Raw genomic sequence first — 17,713 nt, forward strand, 5'->3', positions numbered from 1 at the left:
CGCACTCATCATTATTGACCGGTCGGTCTCGAAAGCCTAGAGTCCTTCCCATGGCGCGGACCAAGGAATTCGATCCGGACGCCGCTCTCCAGGCAGCCCTCGAACTGTTCTGGCGGCGCGGCTACGAGGCGACGTCGATGGCCGACCTCGTCAGCCACCTCGGCATCGCCCGCGCCAGCCTCTACGCGACCTTCGGCAGCAAGCACGACCTCTACCTCAAGGCCCTGGAGCGGTACAGCCGGCTCTCGGACCCGGGCCTGATCGAGGAACTGTCCCAGCCGGGCCCCGCGCTGCCCGCCGTACGGGCGCTGGTGACCCGGTTCGCGGACGAGGCCGCCCGCGACGACCTGGGGCGCGGCTGCTTCGTGACGAACACGGCGGCCGAGCTGGCGGCGCACGACCGGCACGCCGCCCGGCAGGTCGAGGCGAGCTGGACGGTACTGGAGACGGCGCTCACCTCGGCGCTCACCCGGGCGCGGGCCCAGGGCGAGCTGCCCGCCGGCCGTGACCCGCGGGCGCTGGCCCGGATGCTGCTCGTCCTGATGCAGGGGCTGCGCCTGATGGGCAAGTCCGGCCAGGAGCCGGGCCGGCTCCGGGACGCGGCGGAGCAGGCGCTGGCATTGCTGGACTGAGGGGCGAGGCAGGGGCAGGGGCAGTCTGACGCAGGGCCTGACGGGACCGGAGCGACTTCCGGCCCCGCCGTCTCATGACTCGATTCTAGACCGATCGTTCTTCATAGCGACTTCACCGCACACGACCAGAGAAGGGCTCACCACCATGGACACCACCGCACGCTTCACCGGAAAGACCGTGCTCGTCACCGGCGGCGGCACCGGCATCGGCCGCGCGGTCGCCCTGGCGTTCGCCGGGGAGGGCGCGAACGTCGTGGTCGCCGGCCGTACCGAAGGGCCGCTGAAGGAGACGGTCGCCCTGGTGGCGGCCGCGGGAGGCCGGGCGGCGGCCGTCACCGCCGACGTGACCCGGGGTGCGGACGTGGCCGCTCTGGTCGAGGAGACCGTCCGCCGCTTCGGCGGGCTGGACGTGGCCGTCAACAACGTCGGGGTGTTCGTGCCCCCGGCACCGACCGCCGACATCCCCGAGGAGGACTGGCGGCGCGCCCTGGACACCAATCTCACCGGCACGTTCCTGTCGATGAAGCACGAGATCGGCCACATGCGGGAGCACGGCGGCGGCGCGATCGTCAACATCGCCTCCAACCTGGGCGCCTCCCTGCGCCGCCCCGGGATCAGCGCGTACGTCGCCGCCAAGGCCGCCGTGAGCGCCCTGACCCGCAACGCCGCGCTCGACCACATCAAGGACGGCATCCGCATCAACGCGGTCTCGCCCGGCAAGGTCGACACTCCCATGTCGACGCTGCCGGGCGAGACCGCGGATCAGAAGGCCGAGCGGATGCGGCGCGAGGTGCCCGCGGGCCGTTCGGCCGCCACCGCCGAGATCGCGGCGGCGGTGCTCCACCTGGCGTCCGACGCGGCGGCGTTCACCGTGGGCGCGGAGCTGGTGGTGGACGGCGGTGTCACCGCCTAGGTTCTTCCGGCCCTCCGGCCGCGGGCTGCTCGACGGCCGCGGGCTGCCCGGCCGCCGTGGACACCTCGGCCGCTTCCGGCCCTTCGGCCGCCGCGGCTCCCCCGGCCGCCGCTTCCTCCGCGCGACGGCGGCGGCCCGTGCGGCGGGCCGCCATCCAGGCGTAGACGAGGATGCCGGCGAACAGGAACAGCACGCCCTGGTAGATCGCGGCGTACCCGGCGCCGGCCACCAGCCAGAAGGTGAAGCCGAAGGCGACCAGCGCGAGCACCAGGTCCCGCACGAAGCGGGCCGGGCGGACCTTGTCGCGCTCGCCGGTCAGCAGGAAGTAGATCTGGGCGCCCGCGGCGAGCAGGTAGGGCACGGTCGCCGAGAACGTCGTGATCAGGACGAGGATCTCGAAGACGCCGCCCGCGCCGATCAGGTAGTTGAGCACGGTCAGGGCGGTGGCCAGCACCGAGGCGGCCAGTACGCCGAAGGTCGGCACGCCGCGCTGCTTCTTCAGGAAGGCGGCCGGGAACAGGCCGTCCTTGGCGGCGGCGTACGGCGACTGGGCGCTCATCAGCGTCCAGCCGTTGAGCGCGCCGACGATGGAGACGACGGCCGCGATCGCGATGACCGTGCCGCCCCACTGGCCGCCGAACATGGCGTTGACCGCGTCGGAGAACGGCGCCTTGGAGTCCACCAGCTTGTCGTGGGCGACCGTGCCGAAGACCGAGACCGTGCCGAGGAGGTAGACGACGGCGGCGCCGATCGTGCCGAGGACGGTGGCGCGGCCCACGTTGCGCTCGGGGTCGCGCACTTCGCCCGCGCTCATCGCCGCGGACTCCACGCCGACGTAGCTGTAGAGCAGGATGGCCGCGGCCGCCGACATGCCGCCGATCGCGCTGCCGCCGCCCTCGTTGAAGGAGCCCAGGTTGTCCGGGTCGAAGAAGAACAGTCCGACGATCGCGATGAAGAGCAGCGGGACGAACTTCAGGACGGTGGAGACCAGCTGGACCGCGCCGACGTAGCGGGTGCCGGCGAAGTTGGAGAGCGCCGGGAGCCAGAGCGCGACCAGCGCCACCAGCAGGTCCATGCCCTTGGAGTCGTGCCCGGGGAAGAGCACGTGGACGTAGCCGACCGCGGCGACCGCGAGGGCCGCGTTGCTGACCCACGTCATGGTCCAGTAGGACCAGGCCGACAGGAAGCCCGCGAAGTCGCCGAACGCCTCGCGGGCGTAGACGTAGGGGCCGCCGGTGTCCGGGTGGCGGGCGGCCAGCCGTCCGAAGACCAGGGCCAGCGCGATGGCGCCGACGGTCAGGACGCCGAAGGCGACCAGGCTCACGGTGCCGTAGGGGGCTACCGAGGCCGGCAGGAGGAAGATGCCGCCGCCGATGATGTTGCCCATCACCAGACAGATGGCGGTCCCTAGACCGAAGCGGCGGGTGTGCCGGTCGTGCATGGCTGGGGTGAGCCTCTCGTCGTGCTGTGCGCGCCCGGAGGTGCCGGGCGGCTGCTCATCGTCTTCGACCTGCAACGTTGCACAAAATCAGCGGGTTTTGTCCCGCACGGCACCGTCGGCCGGTGAAAATACTTCGGGCGTGGGCCCTCCCGGCCGCAGTTCGTCCGCCGGACCCCCGAGGGGTATCTGCGGTCCGTCGACCTCGCGCAGCCAGCGCCGCAGGACGGCGTGGATCTGCTCGGCACCGGTCGGCTCCGCGCCGTCGGCGGAGGGCGGGGACAGCTCGGCGGGCCACAGCAGGAAGGGTCTGCTCTGCTCGCCGCCCAGCCCGCCGTGCGAGCCGATCTGCTCCTCGAAGGCGTGCACCGCGCCGGTGGCCGGGTCGCAGGAGGAATTGACCATGATGTCCGCGGTGTGCGGGAAGCCGTCCGTGCGCCGTACGGCGTCCGCGGCGCCCGCGCCGAAGCCGGCCAGAGGGTCGTGGCCCACGATCCGGCCGGTGCCGAGGTGGTGCTCGGCGCCGCCGGGTCCCAGCACGACGGCGCCGTCCGTGGCGGAGCGGACCAGCAGGAAGCCGATGCCGGGGTGGTTGGCGAGGGTGGCCAGCAGCGCGGGGTGGCGGCGCTCGATCTCCTCGCGGGTGACCCGCCCGGGCAGGTCGGGGAAGGACACCAGGCCCAGGTTGCCCGAGGCCAGCACGACGGGGTCGGACGGGCCGCAGCCGTCCTCCCCCTCCGGGCGGTGCAGCGCGGCGCGGGCCGCCTCGCGCGCCTCGGCACCGCTCGCGGTCCGCCCGGCGCGCCGGGAGACCGGCAGGCCGCAGCCGGCCCGCACCAGGTCCTCCAGGCCGAGGCCGTAGCTGTCCAGGAAGGTCGCGCCGGGGCTCTGGCCGTGGTCGGAGAGCAGGACGATCCGGTAGCGGCGGGGGGCGTACTGCGCGGCGTCGGCGATCAGCCCGACGGCGCGGTCCAGGCGGCGCAGCACCTGGTGGGTGTCGCGGTGCCGGGGGCCGGAGTGGTGGGCCACCTCGTCGTAGGCGACCAGGTCGGCGTAGACGGCGGTCCGGCCGGCCAGCAGGTCGCCGATGACGGCGGCGACCACCACGTCGCGCTCGACGACGGTCGCGAAGGCCCGGATGAACGGGTAGAGACCGCCGCGTTTGACGCGCGGGGTCTCCCGGCGGAACCGGGACCGCAGGGACTGGCCGATCTCGCGGAAGATCTCGGCGAGGAAGGACACCGCCGTACGGGTCGCGTTGGCCGGGTCGGAGAAGTACGCGAAATAGCCGGCGCGGGAGCGGTTGTGCCGGCCGCGGCGGGCGGCCACCGACATCACCAGGGCGAGCTGGTCGGCGCCGCCGCTGAAGAGGTTGCCGCGGCTCGCGCCGTCGAAACCGAGCAGCCCGGCGTCGCCCGTACGGGCCTCGGCGCGCTTCTGCAGCTCGACCGCGCCGCTGGGCCGGTTGCTCACGATCAGCCGGCGGGTCTCCTTCTCGTACCACCGGAAGGCGGGCAGGTCGTGGTTGGTGCCGTGCAGGATGCCGAGCTGACTGGCGCCGGTCTGGCTGGACCAGTCCGTACGCCACGGGGTCAGCCGGTGGGTGCCGCCGAGCCAGTCCGCGACCGTCCCCATCAGGGGCCGCTCGCCGGTCGTCGCCTCCCGCAGCAGGTCGTGGCCGAGGCCGTCGAGCTGGAGGAAGACCGTGCCGGGCGCTATGGGGCCCTGGTCGCCGGGGGCGCCGCGGCGGCGGCCGTGCCGGCGGCCGGCCAGCCGCACCAGGCGGCGGCGGTACGCCTCGTCGTCCCGCACGGCGAGGAAGGTGGAGGTGGCGGACGAGGTCGCGGACATCACGGCGGCGACGATCACGGCCGTCTCGGGCGCGGCCTGGCCGCGTCCCTCGGGGATCAGTCCGAGGGCGACCAGCAGCAGCGAACCGTTCAGGAAGAAGACCAGCAGTCCGAGGACGAGAGCGGGCACCAGCAGCAGGGCCCGTACGAGCAGGGGCCAGACCAGGGCGCTGAGCAGGCCGAAGGCTCCGGCGCCCAGCGCGGCGGTGAGGAACGTACGGGTGAGGCTGTCACCGCTCGCGGACTGGAGACGGAAGTCGGGCAGCAGGGCGGCGAGCACCAGGAGCGTCAGCGACGACACCACCCAGACCGCCGTCACCCGCAGCAGGGCTCCGCCCGCCGTCCGCCACCGGGGCCGCCGCATGGCGCGCTCACCTCGCTCCCGCGCTCGTCACGCTCCGACACCCTCGCCGGGCGTCACGCATACAGCGTGTCACAGCCCACTGACAGCGCGGCCGGACGACGGCGCCGGGAGGTGTCGGCCCCGGCACCCGCCTCAAGCTCTCCCGGCGAACGGAACCTGTACGTCCGGCACGTCGGGCACGTCCGGCCCGCCCGACGCCGTGGCCGCCACCCCCGCGGCACCCGCCCCCGAACGCCTCCACAGCCCCGCGTCCGCCAAGCGCGGCAGCACGCCCTCCCCGAACCAGTACGCCTCCTCGACGTGCGGATGCCCGGACAGCACGAATTCCTCGACACCGAGCCGGTGGTACTCGGTGATCCGCTCCGCCACCTCGGCATGACTCCCCACCAGGGCGGTGCCCGCGCCGCCGCGTACCAGCCCGATGCCCGCCCAGAGATTGGGCGCGACCTCCAGCCCGTCCGTACTGCCGCCGTGCAGGGCCAGCATCCGCCGCTGCCCCTCGGACTCGCTGCGGGCCAGCCCCTTCTGCACGGCACGGATCGCCTCCGGCGAGAAGCCGTCCAGCAGGCGGCGCGCCTCGGCCCACGCCTGGTCCGCGGTGTCCCGTGTGATCACGTGCAGCCGGATGCCGAAGCGGACCGTACGCCCGGTATCGGCGGCCAGCTTCCGTATCCAACTGATCTTCTCCGCCACCTGCTCGGGCGGTTCGCCCCAGGTCAGGTACACGTCGCTGAACCGGGCGGCCACCTCTCCGGCCGCCGCCGAGGACCCCCCGAAGTAGACCGGCGGTACGGGGTCGGGGACGCGGGCCAGCCGCGCCTGCTCGACCCGCAGGTGCTCCCCGGCGAAGTCGACGGTCCGCCCCTGCCACAGGTCCCGCACGATGCCGAGGAACTCGCCGGTGCGGGCGTAGCGGGCCTCCTTGTCGAGGAAGTCCCCGTACGCGCGCTGCTCGTGGCTCTCACCGCCGGTGACGACGTTGAGCAGCAGCCGGCCCGGCGCGTGCCGCTGGAAAGTGGCCGCCATCTGGGCGGCCAGGGTGGGCGCGATGACGCCGGGCCGGAAGGCGACCAGGAACTTCAGGCGCTCGGTCTCCCGGGCCAGCATCGCCGTGGTCAGCCAGGCGTCCTCGCACCAGGCTCCGGTGGGGGTGAGCGCGCCCTCGAAGCCCAGCTGTTCGGCGGCGCGGGCGATCTGGGTGAGATACCCGAGGGTGGCGGCGCGCTGCCCGCCCGCGGCGCCGACGGGCACGCCGTGTCCGCCGCCGACGACGTGCCGGCTGTCGCCGTAGGTCGGCAGGAACCAGTGGAAGGTGAGGGTCACGAGGTCTCCGGGAGCAGAGGAGGAACGGCGGAAAAGGGGTGTCAGAGGAGGCCGTGCCGGGGCGGCCGGGTGCCGTTGAGGACGTGACGGCCGAGGTGCTGCACCTTCCAGCGCGCCGGGTCGTGCAGCGTGTGGGTGCGCGCGTCGCGCCAGTGCCGGTGCAGGTTGAGCCCGTCCAGGGCGGCCCGGGTGCCGGCCACCTCGAAGAGCGCGCTGCCGGTCTCCACCGCCGTCTCCCCCGCGTGCGCCTTCGCCGCGGCGACCGCGATCGACGCCTCGGCAGCGGTGTCGTCGGTGAGGCGGGTGGTGGCGGTGTCCACGGCGCGGGCCGCGGCCTCCAGAAGGGCGTGCGCGGCCCGGACCCGCAGTTCCAGTTCACCGAAGCGCTGGACGAGCAGCGGATCCTCGGCGGCCGTGTCGAAGCCGCTCTCGAACCACGGCCGGCTCTGCGTACGGACGAACTCCGCCGCTTCGGCCAGCGCTCCGCGGGCGATGCCGGTGTCGATGGCGGCGTGCAGCAACTGGGCGACCGCACCGTGCAGTTGCGGGCCCTCGAAGGTGAGGTGGTGCGGAACGACACGGTCGGCCGGTACGGCGACCGCCTCCAGTTGGACCGTGCCGCTGGCGGTGGTGCGCTGCCCCATGCCGTCCCAGTCGTCGACGACGGTGACGCCGGGCGCGTCGCGCGGTACGTACGCGACGTGCAGCCTGTCCCCGGCGCCGCGGGCCAGTACCGGAATCCAGTCGGCGAACAGGGCGCCCGTGGAGTAGTGCTTGGTCCCGGTCAGTACGTAACCGTCCCCGGTGGGCTCCAAGCGGGTCCGGAGGTCCTGGACGTGCCGGGTGCCCGCCTCGGACTGCGCGTTGCCGAAGCGGCGTCCGGCCAGCACCTCGCGGAAGAAGAACTCCCGCTGCCGGGAACTTCCCCGCGCACGAAGCACGTTGATGTACACGAAGTGGCTCTGCGGGATCTGTGCGAGGCTCGGGTCGGCTGTGGCGAGCAGTCGGAAGACCTCGGTCAGGGTCGCGGCCGAGACCTCGGCGCCGCCGTGGGCGCGCGGCACGGTGATGCCGAGGAGGCCGCTGGCCGAGAGCCGGTCGAGTTCGCCGCGCGGCAGCCGTCGCCGGGCGTCCCGCTCCGCCGCGCCGGGGCGGAAGGCGTCGGCCAGTCCGGCCGCGACGGTGAGCGCTTCGGCGTCGTCGGCGATGACGTGCGCCGTGCCGCCCGGTGGCGCGGTGGGTGAGGTGGAGTCAGTGGGAGCGGTGGGGTCAGTGGGTTCGACGGGTGCGGTGGTGGTCATGTGCGTTCTCCCGGTGCCGGTTCAGCTCGCGGCGGCGAGCAGCGGTGCGCGGCCGAGGGCGCCGGAGAACTGGCCGAGGACCTGGTGGAGGGCTTCAGCGGTGCCGGTCTCGATACCCAGCGTGCCGTCCTCCCGTACGTCGAGGTGGCGGTCCAGGACGAACCAGCCCTGGACGATGTGCGCGGCGCCCATCGAGGAGAGCACCGGCCGCAGCGCGTAGTCGATGGCCAGGACATGGGCGGTGCTGCCGCCGGTGGCCAGCGGCAGCACGGTCTTGCCCGCCAGCGCGTACTGGGGCAGCAGGTCGAGGAGCGACTTGAGGAGCCCGGAGTAGGCGGCCTTGTAGACGGGCGTGCCGATGACCACCCCGTCGGCCTGCGCGAACAGCCGGGTGGCGGTGACGATGTCCGGGTGCTGGAAGTCGGCACCGAGCAGCGCTTCGGCGGACAGCGTACGGACGTCGAGCTCGATGACGCGGTGGCCTTCGGCGGTGAGCCTGGTGTCCAGGTGGCGCAGCAGGCGGGCGGTACGGGAGGTGGCGGAGGGGCTTCCGGAGACGGACAGGACGGTGGGCATGGCGGTCACCTCGGGTGGAGCGGTCAGCGGGAGCGGGTGAGATCGATCAGGAGGAGCGGGTGCGGCCGGTCAGGAGTACCAAGTAGGCGTGGGCAGTTCGCCGGTGAGCACGTAGCGGCCGACCTCGCGGCGTTTGTAGGCCACGGGGTCGTGCAGGGTGTGGGTCCGTACGTTGCGCCAGAAACGGTCCAGCCCTTCGGCGGTGGCGGTGGAGCGGGCCCCGGTGGCCTCGAAGATCCGGTTGGCGGTGTCCAGGGCCACGTCGGTCGCGTGTGCCTTGGCCGCGGCGACCCGCACCTCGAACTCGCCGCGGTCCCGCTCGGTGACCGCGTCGGGGTCGTCGTGCAGCCGCTGTCCCTCCTCGGCCACCCGGTCGGCGAACGCCTGGGCCGCCCACAGGCGGGCGGTCAGGCCGCCGTACACGTCGATGACGTACGGCTCGTCGACGGCCCGGTCGTAGCCACCGTGCAGCCAGGGCCGGGTGGTGTCGCGGGTGTAGCCCGCGGCGGTCTCCAGGGCGCCCGCGGCGATGCCCAGATAGAGGTTGACGAACACCAGTTGGATGGTGGGGACGTTGAGGGTGTTGTAGACACGCGGCTGGAAGACCTTGTCGACGTAGCCCGCCGCGCTGTCCCAGCCGACCCGGACATGGTCGAGGGTGACACCGCCGCTCTCGGTGAGCCGCTGGCCGATGTTGTCCCAGTCGTCGTGGAAGGCCAGGCCATCGCTGTCCGAGGGCACGAGGGCGAAGACATGATCGTCGGTGCCTTCCAGGACGCCTTCGAGGACGGTGACGTCGGAGACCTTGCTCCCGGTGGAGAAGGACTTGCGGCCGCTGAAGGCCAGCGTGTCGCCCTCGTCCCGGACGACCACGTCGGCGTCGCGCGGGTTGACCGCGCCGCCGAAGAACCACCGGCCGCGGGCCGCCTCCGCCTCGATGCGTTCCCACTGCTCGCGGGTGCCGACCAGCCGGGCCGCCCAGTTCCACAGGTAGTGGTAGCCGAGCAGTTGGGCGATCGAGCCGTCCGCCTTGGCGACCTCGCGTACGACCTGGTAGGCGGTGGTCCAGTCCTGTCCGCCGCCGCCGTGTGCGACCGGGCCGAGCAGGGTGACCAGCCCCGCGTCCTTCAGGAGCCGCACCTCGGCGTGGGGGGTGACGCCCGCGCGGTCGCGGGCGGCGGCGTCGGTGGCGAGGATCGCGGCGACCTCGGCGGCACGGTCGGTCCATCCGCGGGCTTCGGCGGGGGCGGGCCGCGACTGCCAGGTGGCGGGGGTTACGGCGCTCATGGGTCGCTCCTTCGTGCGTGGGTGGTGGCGCGATGTGTGCGGAGTACGGGACCGGGCCTGTCAGGCGGGGGCAGCGACGGAATGCCCAGGTTCACCCGTGAGCTGAGCCTCACGTTCGCGTACGAGCGGCAGTACGCGCTCGCCGAAGTACTCGACCTCCTCCTGGTAGTGCAGGAAGCCGAGCAGGAAGAGGTCCACACCGAGCCGCTTGTACGCGACGATGCGCTCGGCGATCTGTTCCGGGGTGCCGATCAGCCCCGTACGGAACCCGTCGTTGTACTGGACGAGGTCCTCGAACGACGAGTCCTGCCACATGCCCTTGCCGTCCGCCGTGGACCGGCCCGCCTGGGTGACGGCGGCCGCGAAGCCGTGCACGGCCTCGGTGTCCGCGTGGGCGACGATCTCCCGCAGCACCTCGCGGGCCTCCGCCTCGGTGTCCCGGGCGATCAGGAAGCCGTTGAGCCCGAAGCGGGGCGCGGGCCGCCCGGCGGCTGCCGCCGCGGCGCGGACGTCGGTGAGCTGTTCGGTGACACCGGTGAAGTCCTTGCCGTTGCTGAAGTACCAGTCGGAGACGCGTCCGGCCATGGCGCGGGCGGCGGTGGAGTTGCCACCCTGGAAGATCTCCGGGTGCGGGCGCTGCGGCGTGTTCAGCGGTTTGGGCTTGAGCGAGAAGTCGCGGATGCGGTAGAAGTCACCGGCCAGCCGGGCGCGGTCCTGGGTCCAGATGCTGCGCAGCGCGGTGATGAACTCCTCGGCCCGCCGGTAGCGTTCGTCGTGCTCCAGCCAGGGTTCGCCGAGCGCGGTGAACTCGCCCTTGAACCAGCCGCTGACGACGTTGACCGCGAACCGGCCGCCGGAGAGCCGGTCCGCCGTGGCACCCAGCTTGGCCAGCACGCCGGGGTGCCAGAGACCGGGGTGCACGGCGGCGATGACCTTCAGGCGTTCGGTGGCGAGCAGCAGCGCAAGGCTGAACGCGGTGGACTCGTGCTGGTGTTCGGCGCCGTAACTGGCCATGTAGCGGACCTGGGTCAGGGCGTAGTCGAAGCCGTTCCGCTCGGCGAGGACGGCGAGTTCGCGGTTGTAGTCGTAGCCCCAGTCGGTGCGCTGCTCGACGGTGCTGGTGACCAGGCCGCCGCTGACGTTGGGCACCCAGTAGGCGAAGCGGAGCGGCTCGGAGAGGGGTGGTGCGGACATGGGGGGCTCCCGGCAGGTCTGGAAGAGCGTGCGGGGCGGCGCGCGGTCACGGGTGCGCGATCGGCCCTGAAGAACAAAAGAGGAAATGCGGCAATGCGGCAATGCGGCACCGTCCCGCGATCATTTCCACTGCCCCACCGGCCCCGGAATCCCGGAAATCGGATAGCGGGGCCCGCGACTGGTCACTCAGAGAGGCACCAGAAGGGGAAGGGGAAATGCGGCGCGAAGTGCGCGGGATTCCGAATACGGATCACCTAACGGATCAACCGGCCCGCCCGGCAGCTGCCGGGAGACCGGCCCGCCGGCGCGTCGCTACCGGCCGGAGCGCCGACACAGAGCGCTGGAGACGCGTACGAGGTCCACATGACGCCGTTGAGTGAGCTGTCCCGGCTTTTTCATCAACACGTCACCTCCCCGCAACAATTCGGCGGTACGGCCGCGGCCGGCCGTTCGTTCCCGCCCTGTCCCGGAGTTTACCCAGGCGGCCGCCGCAGGTCGACAAGGCATTCGCGAGGTGGTGATAGGGTCCCCCTTCCACCACCCCGTCGACCGGTGAATTCGCCGGTTCCCCTTGTCGGTTGGAGGCGGCTCACGTGCGGATGGAACAGCTGGAATACCTGGCGGCGGTCACCCGGCTGGGGTCGCTGCGCCGCGCGGCGGAGGAACTGCACCTGTCGCAGCCCGCGCTGAGCGAGACGGTCCGCAACCTGGAGCGGGAGCTGGGGGTGGAGCTGCTGGAGCGCAAGCGGTCCGGGGCGAAGATCAGTGACGAGGGCCGGGAGTTGCTGCCGCACATCACCGGGGTGCTGGACGCCGTCGACCGGCTGCGCCGGGCGGCCGACGACCAGCACCAGGTCAGCCGGATGGTGCGGCTGGGCACGGTCAACGCGGCCACGGTGCCGCTGCTCGTGCCGGCCGTCCGCGAGTTCCGCGCCGCCCACCCGCTGACGCAGGTCGAGGTGGTCGCGGCCCAGCAGGACGGCATCCAGCAGGGCCTCGCGGAGGGCGGCTTCGACCTCGGGCTGGTCAACTACCTGCGGGGCGACGACCTGCCGCCCGACCTGCACACCACCGAGCTGCTGCGCGGCCGTCCGGTCGTCTGCGTGCGCCCGGACAGCCCGCTGGCCGCGCTGGAGGCGGTCACCGTCGCCGATCTGCTGGCCGGGCCGCTGATCGTGATGCGGTCCGGGTACGTCATGCACCGTTACGTCCACCGGCTGCTCAGGGGCCGTACGCCGTCCTTCTCGTACTCGGCCGACGGCGCGGAGATGGGCAAGCTGATGGTGGCCGAGGGGCTCGGCGCCACCGTGCTGCCCGACTACAGCGTGCTCGGCGACCCGCTGGAGCGCAGCGGCGCGATCACCTGCCGTCCGCTGGCGGACGACGCCACCGAGGTCCGCATGGTGATCCAGCGCCGCCGGGCGGGCTCGGTGCCACGGGCCGCGCGGGATCTGCACGCCATCTTCGTCCGGCGGGCCGGGGAGCGTCCGGCGGGCGGGCCGGCCGGCGGACACGGCCCGGCCTGACCGGTGCCGGAGCGGAATGAGGCAGGATCGGAGAGTGGAGCGTGCGGCGGACGGAGACCGTGCGCCCGCGCACGGCACGCCGTTTCCGTTTCCGGTCGGGAGGTCATCGTGGCGGTGGAGGTCACCTGGTGGGGACACGCCACCGTCACGGTCGCCGATTCGGGCGTACGGGTACTGACCGACCCGCTGTTCACACGGCGGCTGGCGCATCTGCGGCGCCGCCGGGGCGAACTGCCGCCGCCGGCCGCGGCCCGCGCCGACGCCGTACTCGTCTCCCACCTGCACGCCGACCACCTGCACCCGGCCTCCCTCGCCCGCCTCGCGCCGGGCACCCGGGTGGTGGTGCCGCGCGGCGCCGTCGCCGCCGTACCGGGGCTGCGGCGGGTGGCGGCGGCGCGGGGGCTGCCGGTCACGGAGCTGCGGCCCGGCGAGACGGCAACGGTCCGCGCCGCCCACCCGAACGGGGACGGGCCCGGGGCCGGTGAGGTGACCGTCCGCGCGGTGCGCGCGGCGCACGACGGGCGGCGGCTGCCGTACGGCCCGCACCGGGTGCCGGCGCTCGGCTATGTGGTGCACGGCGCGGCGGCGACGTACTTCGCGGGCGACACCGGGCTCTTCGACACCATGGCCGAGGAGGTCGGCGCCGTCGACGTGGCGCTGCTGCCGGTGGGCGGCTGGGGGCCGTTCCTCGGACACGGCCATCTGGACGCCCGGCGGGCGGCCGAGGCGGCGGCCCGGCTGGCGCCGGTCAGCGCGGTGCCGGTGCACTACGGCACGTACTGGCCGATCGGCCTGGACGCGGTGCGCCCGCACGAGTTCCACTCCCCCGGTGACGAGTTCGCCCGGCAGACCGGGTTGCTGGCGCCCCGGGTGGCGGTGCACCGGCTCGCGCACGGCGAGTCCGTACGGCTGGCGGCGGCGCGGTGATCGGCGGGCCGGCGGGCGGTGTGCCCCCCGAGTCGGCCCAGCAGGTGGTGGGCTATCCGTCACTGTTCCTGCTGGTGGTGCTGGGGTCGCTGGTGCCGGTGGTGCCGACCGGCGCGGTGGTCAGCTCCGCCGCCGTGGTCGCCTTCCACCAGCGGTCGCCGTGGGCCCTGCTGATCGTCTTCGGGCTGTCCGCACTCGCCGCCTTCCTCGGCGACCTGGGGCTGTACTGGCTCGGGCAGCGCGGCGTACGGTTGCGCAACGGATCGCGCTGGCTGGAGCGGCTGCGCGACCGCGCGGCACCGGAACGGCTGGCGCAGGCGCAGACCAAGCTGCGCGAGCACGGGGTGCTGGTGCTCGTCCTGTCCCGGCTGGTGCCGGCCGGGCGGATCCCGGTGATGCTGGCGTGCCTGCTGTCCCGGATGCCGCTGCGGCGCTTCGCCCGCGGCGACCTGCCGGCCTGCCTGGCCTGGGCGGCGACGTACCAGCTCATCGGCCTGCTGGGCGGCTCCCTGTTCGGCGAGCCGTGGCAGGGCGTGGCGGCGGCGGTCGCTCTGACGCTGGTGATCAGCGGGGCGCCCGCGGTGTGGCGGCGGCTGCGACACGGGAAGGGCGGCTGAGCGGGCGTAGGCGTCACCGGTCGCGCCCGGAGCACCCGACTACCCGGCCGCCTCCCCCTCCCCGGCCCCAGCCCCGGCCTCGGCCCCGGCCTCCAGAACCCGCGACCCGCCCACCGCCAGATCCCACAGATCCGCACGCGGACGCCCCGCGGCCTCCCAGGCAGCGCGTACGCGGTGCAGTGGCTCCAGGGGCGCCTCGGCGGACAGCAGGAACGTCGACCAGTGCATCGGGGCCATCGCGCGGGCTCCCACGTCCTGGCAGGCGCGGACCGCCTCCTCAGGGTCGGTGTGCACCGGGCGCAGCATCCAGCGCGGGTCGTAGGCGCCGATGGGCAGCAGCGCCAGGTCGATGCCCGGGTAGCGGCCGCCGATCTCCTCGAACCAGTGGCCGTACCCGGTGTCGCCGGCGAAGTACACCCGCCGCCCGTCCGGTGCCGTCAGCACCCAGCCGCCCCACAGCGAGCGGCAGGTGTCGGTCAGGGTGCGCTTGCTCCAGTGGTGGGCCGGGACGAAGTCGAAGCGGACCGGACCGGCGGGGCCCGGCAGTTCGACCGCCTCCCACCAGTCCAGGTCGGTGACGTGGGTGAAGCGGCGCCGGCGGGCCCAGCGGGCGAGTCCGGCGGGCACCAGGAGCGGGGTGTGCGGCGGCAGCCGTTTGAGGGTGGGGGCGTCGAGGTGGTCGTAGTGGTTGTGGCTGATGACGACGGCGTCGACGGGCGGCAGGTCCTGCCAGCGGACGCCGACCGGGGTGACGCGGGGCGGGGTGCCCAGGATCTTGCGGGACCACACGGGGTCGGTCAGCACCGTCAGGCCGCCGATGCGCAGCACCCAGCTGGCGTGGCCCGCCCAGGTGACGGCGATGTCCAGGGGGCCGGGCTCCGGCAGGGGGCCGGGCTCGAAGGGCAGCTCGGGGATGTCCAGGAGGGCCTGGGCGGACGGCCGCAGCTTGCCCTCGCGGGCGATGCGGGCCAGGGCGCGTACGCCGGGCAGCGGGGCGGTGAGCCGGTCGGTGAAGTCGCGGGGCCAGGTGCGGACCTCGCCCGTCGGGCGGACCGGCGCGGGCGCGGTGCCGGCCGGGTGCGGGCCGGCGGGCGGCGGGAGAGGCTCGGTGAGGGAACGTTCGGTCTGTTCGGTCATCGAGGGGCTCCATTCGGTGGGCATGACCGGCCGTGCTGCCGGTCGGGACGGCCACCGGGGTACGGGCGGGGGCCGGGACGAAGGCCGGAGGGGAGGAGTGCCGGAGGGGAGGAAGGCCGGAGAGGCGCGGGGTGGAGGGGCGGAGGGCGGTCGGGGAGGGATGCCGGAGGGGCGAAGGCCGGAGAGGGCGCGCGGGCGGCGGCATGACGGCGGGCTACGAGGAGCCGGTGTCCGTGAGCGCGGCAAGGGTGGCGGACAGGGCGCTCAGCGCCTCGGTCACATGGGGAAGGCTCGCTGGGTCGGGAGCTTCGAGGACCCGTCTCCGGTGGCCGGCGTCGGGGCCGAGCAGCACTTCGGTGCTCAGCCGTACGCGCAGCGCGCGCGGATCGTCGCCGAAGCGGTGCCCGCCGCGCGCCGCCCAGTGCGCGAGAACGCCTTCCAGTTGGGCCGGTCCGGTGACGCCCCGGGTGGCCAGTCGCGGGCGCAGCGGGTCGAAGTCGGCGTACAGGTGACTGCCCGCGTGCGGCGGACGGCAGACGGCGCCCGCTTCCGTGAGGGTGCGGTGCAGCGCTCCGGCGAGTGTGCCGTGCACACGGGCTGCGGCGGCGGTGCGGGCCCGTACGGGCTCCGGTTCGGTGAGCGCGCGGGTGACGGCGGCGGCGACCGGCCCGGCCATCGGGGTGCGCAGCGCTTCCAGCCGTTCCAGGGTCGCGGCGCGCAGTGCGGCGCCGCGTCCGGTGTCCGGGAAGCGGGCCAGTGCGGCGGGCCAGGAGGCCGGTGCCAGGGTGGCGCGCAGGTCGGCCAGGACGACGACGTCGTCCGGCAGCATCTCGGCCGGGCTCAGCACGACCGTGTCGTGGGGGTCGTGCAGCAGGTCGCGGCCGGTCTCGTCGCTGACGACCCACAGTCCGTCCGCCGCTGCCGCCTCGCACACCTCGTGCACCAGCTCGGGCGGCGGGCAGGTGCCGCTGGGGTCGTCGGCCACGGAGACGATCAGGACCCGTGGCCCCGCGCCGGTCAGCCGGGCCCGGCGGACGGCTTCGAGCAGCGCGAACGCGTCCGGTACGCCACCGGATTCGGCCGGTACGGGAACGCGGTGCACCGCCCGGCCGAGCAGGCCGGCGGGCGGCGCGTACCACTGGGCGCAGGGCCGCGGCAGCAGCACGTCGCCGCCCGCGGCCGCGAGCAGCGCGAGGAGCAGGGCGGGCGCGCCCGGTGCGGCGAGTACCCGTTCCGGCGCGGTCTCCAGGCCGCGGCGCGCCCAGTAGTCGCAGGCGGCGGCGCGCAGGGGCCGGGAGCCGCCGGGCGGCTCGGGTTCCGTGCGGTCCGCGGCGGCGGCGAGGTGCGCGGCGAGTTCCGGGAGGACCGGCAGCCCCGCCGGCGGATCCGGCTCCGGGGCCGGCTCCGGATCCAGGGCCGTCCGCTGCATCCGTACCTCCACACTCCACGGCAGGTCGATCGTGGGCCCATCACATGAGTGCGGGCCCCGACCACCTTTGCAGATCGCGGGGGCCGGGAGGCGGGGCGACACGTCACCGGTCGGCCGAGTGCGGGTGTCCGGGCGCGGCGGGAACCGGACGCGGACACCGGTTCCGTCAGAGATGCCGGGCGCAGGGCGCAGCGGGACCCGGGCGCGCGGCACCGGTCCGTCCGGGTGTCCGGACGTGAGGCCTTGGCAGGGATCGGTCCAGGCCGCCGCTACGGTGTGTGGCCGGCGTCCGGCGCGTCGGTGCCGGCGGCGTCCGCGCGCTTGCCCCGGGCGGCCGGGCGGTGGGGGCGCCGGCCCTTCTCGCCGAGGCACCGCAGCTCGGCCTCCAGCCCGTGCCCGCGGGTACGGACCAGGGCGCCGGCGAGGTCGGACAGTTTGCGGTTGGTGCGCTGGGACAGCCGGCGCAGCGTGTCGAAGGCCGTGTCCGCGTCGCACCCCAGGACGTACATGAGGATGCCGCATGCCTGGTCGACCACCGGCCGGGTGCGCAGGGCGGTGTCGAGCTGGTCCACCTCGACGAGCGCCTCGCGGTAGCGGCGTTCCCGCGCCAGCCCGGTCGCGGCCAGCTCACCCAGCACGTCCGTCGCCGTACAGCCCTTCTCGACCTTCAGGCCCGGCCGGAAGCCGTAGACGGTGAGGGTGAGGGTGATGCCGTCCCGGCGGTACGGGAGGGTGGCGCTGGAGCGTACTCCGGCCTCCAGCGCCTTGGCGCGGTACTCGGGCCAGCGGCTCTCGTGCAGCAGGTCGTCGGTGCCGGTGGCCCGGCCGGTGTCCAGCGCGGCGGGAATGGGTCCCTCACCGGACTCCCACTGCACGCTGACCAGGGCGGACAGGTCGGGGTGGGTCACCGCGGCCGGGCCTGCGGCGGAGCCGTCGGCGGAGCTGACCGTCGCGGCGGCGCCGCAGCTGTCCGGGGTGCACCAGGCGGCCTGTTCGGCGAGGTGGGCGAGGCTGCGGGCGGAGGACCCCTCGGCGAGGTCGGGCGTCCCGGTCTCGAAGGGGGTACGGGTCGGCGTTGTCGCGTCCACTGTGTGGTCAGTCCCTTCGGGTCCGTAGACGGGAAGTCGTGGACCCTGCACTGGGTCGGCTGCCCGGTGGGGGCGGACAAAAACACCTGTTTCCCGTCGAGTTCGGGTGCC

At 74.0% G+C, this 17,713-nt stretch carries 16 protein-coding genes; 5 read left to right on the forward strand and 11 right to left on the reverse strand.

The features are described from left to right. Positions 1-50 precede the first annotated feature (50 nt). Together OEIGOIKO_RS06345 and OEIGOIKO_RS06350 are read left to right on the forward strand one after the other, a co-directional pair. On the forward strand, positions 51-632 hold the full coding sequence (locus tag OEIGOIKO_RS06345; RefSeq protein ID WP_125044107.1) for a TetR/AcrR family transcriptional regulator: 582 nt from the start codon (positions 51-53) through the stop codon (positions 630-632). A 145-nt stretch (positions 633-777) separates the two neighbouring features. After that, entirely contained in the window at positions 778-1,545 is a 768-nt protein-coding gene (locus tag OEIGOIKO_RS06350; protein WP_125052605.1) for an SDR family NAD(P)-dependent oxidoreductase, read from the forward strand. Here OEIGOIKO_RS06350 and OEIGOIKO_RS06355 read toward each other — a convergent pair. The 8 genes from OEIGOIKO_RS06355 to OEIGOIKO_RS43855 all read right to left on the reverse strand — a co-directional run bounded on the left by OEIGOIKO_RS06355 (position 1,535) and on the right by OEIGOIKO_RS43855 (position 11,385). Further along, positions 1,535-2,986, reverse strand: coding sequence for an amino acid permease (locus tag OEIGOIKO_RS06355; protein WP_125058506.1), 1,452 nt, complete (start codon positions 2,984-2,986; stop codon positions 1,535-1,537). The genes OEIGOIKO_RS06350 and OEIGOIKO_RS06355 overlap by 11 nt on opposite strands. An 87-nt stretch (positions 2,987-3,073) precedes the next feature. Further along, complete coding sequence (locus OEIGOIKO_RS06360) at positions 3,074-5,197, reverse strand: phage holin family protein (RefSeq protein WP_125052607.1); 2,124 nt, start codon at positions 5,195-5,197, stop codon at positions 3,074-3,076. 132 nt (positions 5,198-5,329) lie between these two features. Beyond that, positions 5,330-6,520 carry an LLM class flavin-dependent oxidoreductase gene (locus OEIGOIKO_RS06365; protein ID WP_246177236.1) on the reverse strand — a complete coding sequence of 397 codons (1,191 nt, stop codon included), beginning with the start codon at positions 6,518-6,520 and terminating at the stop codon, positions 5,330-5,332. Positions 6,521-6,561: 41 nt separating this feature from the next. Then, positions 6,562-7,821 carry an SfnB family sulfur acquisition oxidoreductase gene (locus OEIGOIKO_RS06370; RefSeq protein ID WP_246177237.1) on the reverse strand — a complete coding sequence of 420 codons (1,260 nt, stop codon included), beginning with the start codon at positions 7,819-7,821 and terminating at the stop codon, positions 6,562-6,564. A gap of 21 nt (positions 7,822-7,842) precedes the next feature. Beyond that, positions 7,843-8,397 carry an NADPH-dependent FMN reductase gene (gene ssuE / locus OEIGOIKO_RS06375; protein WP_125052609.1) on the reverse strand — a complete coding sequence of 185 codons (555 nt, stop codon included), beginning with the start codon at positions 8,395-8,397 and terminating at the stop codon, positions 7,843-7,845. Positions 8,398-8,466: 69 nt separating this feature from the next. Then, positions 8,467-9,684 carry an acyl-CoA dehydrogenase family protein gene (locus tag OEIGOIKO_RS06380; RefSeq protein WP_125052611.1) on the reverse strand — a complete coding sequence of 406 codons (1,218 nt, stop codon included), beginning with the start codon at positions 9,682-9,684 and terminating at the stop codon, positions 8,467-8,469. Between the two features lie 60 nt (positions 9,685-9,744). Next, positions 9,745-10,878 carry a dimethylsulfone monooxygenase SfnG gene (sfnG, locus tag OEIGOIKO_RS06385; RefSeq protein ID WP_125052613.1) on the reverse strand — a complete coding sequence of 378 codons (1,134 nt, stop codon included), beginning with the start codon at positions 10,876-10,878 and terminating at the stop codon, positions 9,745-9,747. Positions 10,879-11,190: 312 nt separating this feature from the next. Beyond that, complete coding sequence (locus tag OEIGOIKO_RS43855) at positions 11,191-11,385, reverse strand: putative leader peptide (protein ID WP_359130615.1); 195 nt, start codon at positions 11,383-11,385, stop codon at positions 11,191-11,193. Positions 11,386-11,471: 86 nt separating this feature from the next. Here OEIGOIKO_RS43855 and OEIGOIKO_RS06390 point away from each other — a divergent pair, with 86 nt between their 5' ends. The 3 genes from OEIGOIKO_RS06390 (at position 11,472) to OEIGOIKO_RS06400 (ending at position 13,948) form a co-directional block, all read left to right on the forward strand. Further along, positions 11,472-12,404 (forward strand): LysR family transcriptional regulator, encoded by a 933-nt coding sequence (locus OEIGOIKO_RS06390; RefSeq protein ID WP_125052615.1) that lies wholly within the window; start codon positions 11,472-11,474, stop codon positions 12,402-12,404. A gap of 108 nt (positions 12,405-12,512) precedes the next feature. Further along, positions 12,513-13,331, forward strand: a complete 819-nt coding sequence (locus tag OEIGOIKO_RS06395; RefSeq protein ID WP_125052617.1) for an MBL fold metallo-hydrolase — start codon at positions 12,513-12,515, stop codon at positions 13,329-13,331. Beyond that, positions 13,328-13,948, forward strand: coding sequence for a DedA family protein (locus OEIGOIKO_RS06400; protein ID WP_125052620.1), 621 nt, complete (start codon positions 13,328-13,330; stop codon positions 13,946-13,948). The genes OEIGOIKO_RS06395 and OEIGOIKO_RS06400 overlap by 4 nt, the downstream gene beginning before the upstream one ends. A gap of 39 nt (positions 13,949-13,987) precedes the next feature. Here OEIGOIKO_RS06400 and OEIGOIKO_RS06405 read toward each other — a convergent pair whose 3' ends face one another. The 3 genes from OEIGOIKO_RS06405 to OEIGOIKO_RS06415 form a co-directional block, all read right to left on the reverse strand. After that, the gene (locus tag OEIGOIKO_RS06405) at positions 13,988-15,085 is read right to left on the reverse strand and encodes an MBL fold metallo-hydrolase (protein ID WP_125052623.1); all 1,098 of its coding nucleotides are present in this window, start codon (positions 15,083-15,085) and stop codon (positions 13,988-13,990) included. Between the two features lie 214 nt (positions 15,086-15,299). Continuing rightward, positions 15,300-16,514: an aminotransferase class I/II-fold pyridoxal phosphate-dependent enzyme gene (locus OEIGOIKO_RS06410; RefSeq protein ID WP_125052626.1), complete on the reverse strand. Its 1,215-nt coding sequence runs from the start codon at positions 16,512-16,514 to the stop codon at positions 15,300-15,302. A gap of 269 nt (positions 16,515-16,783) precedes the next feature. Further along, a complete protein-coding gene (locus tag OEIGOIKO_RS06415; RefSeq protein ID WP_125052629.1) occupies positions 16,784-17,602 on the reverse strand; it encodes an ANTAR domain-containing response regulator in 819 nt (272 codons plus the stop codon). Positions 17,603-17,713 lie beyond the last annotated feature (111 nt).

Source organism: Streptomyces paromomycinus (genome assembly GCF_003865155.1).
Lineage (GTDB): Bacteria > Actinomycetota > Actinomycetes > Streptomycetales > Streptomycetaceae > Streptomyces > Streptomyces chrestomyceticus.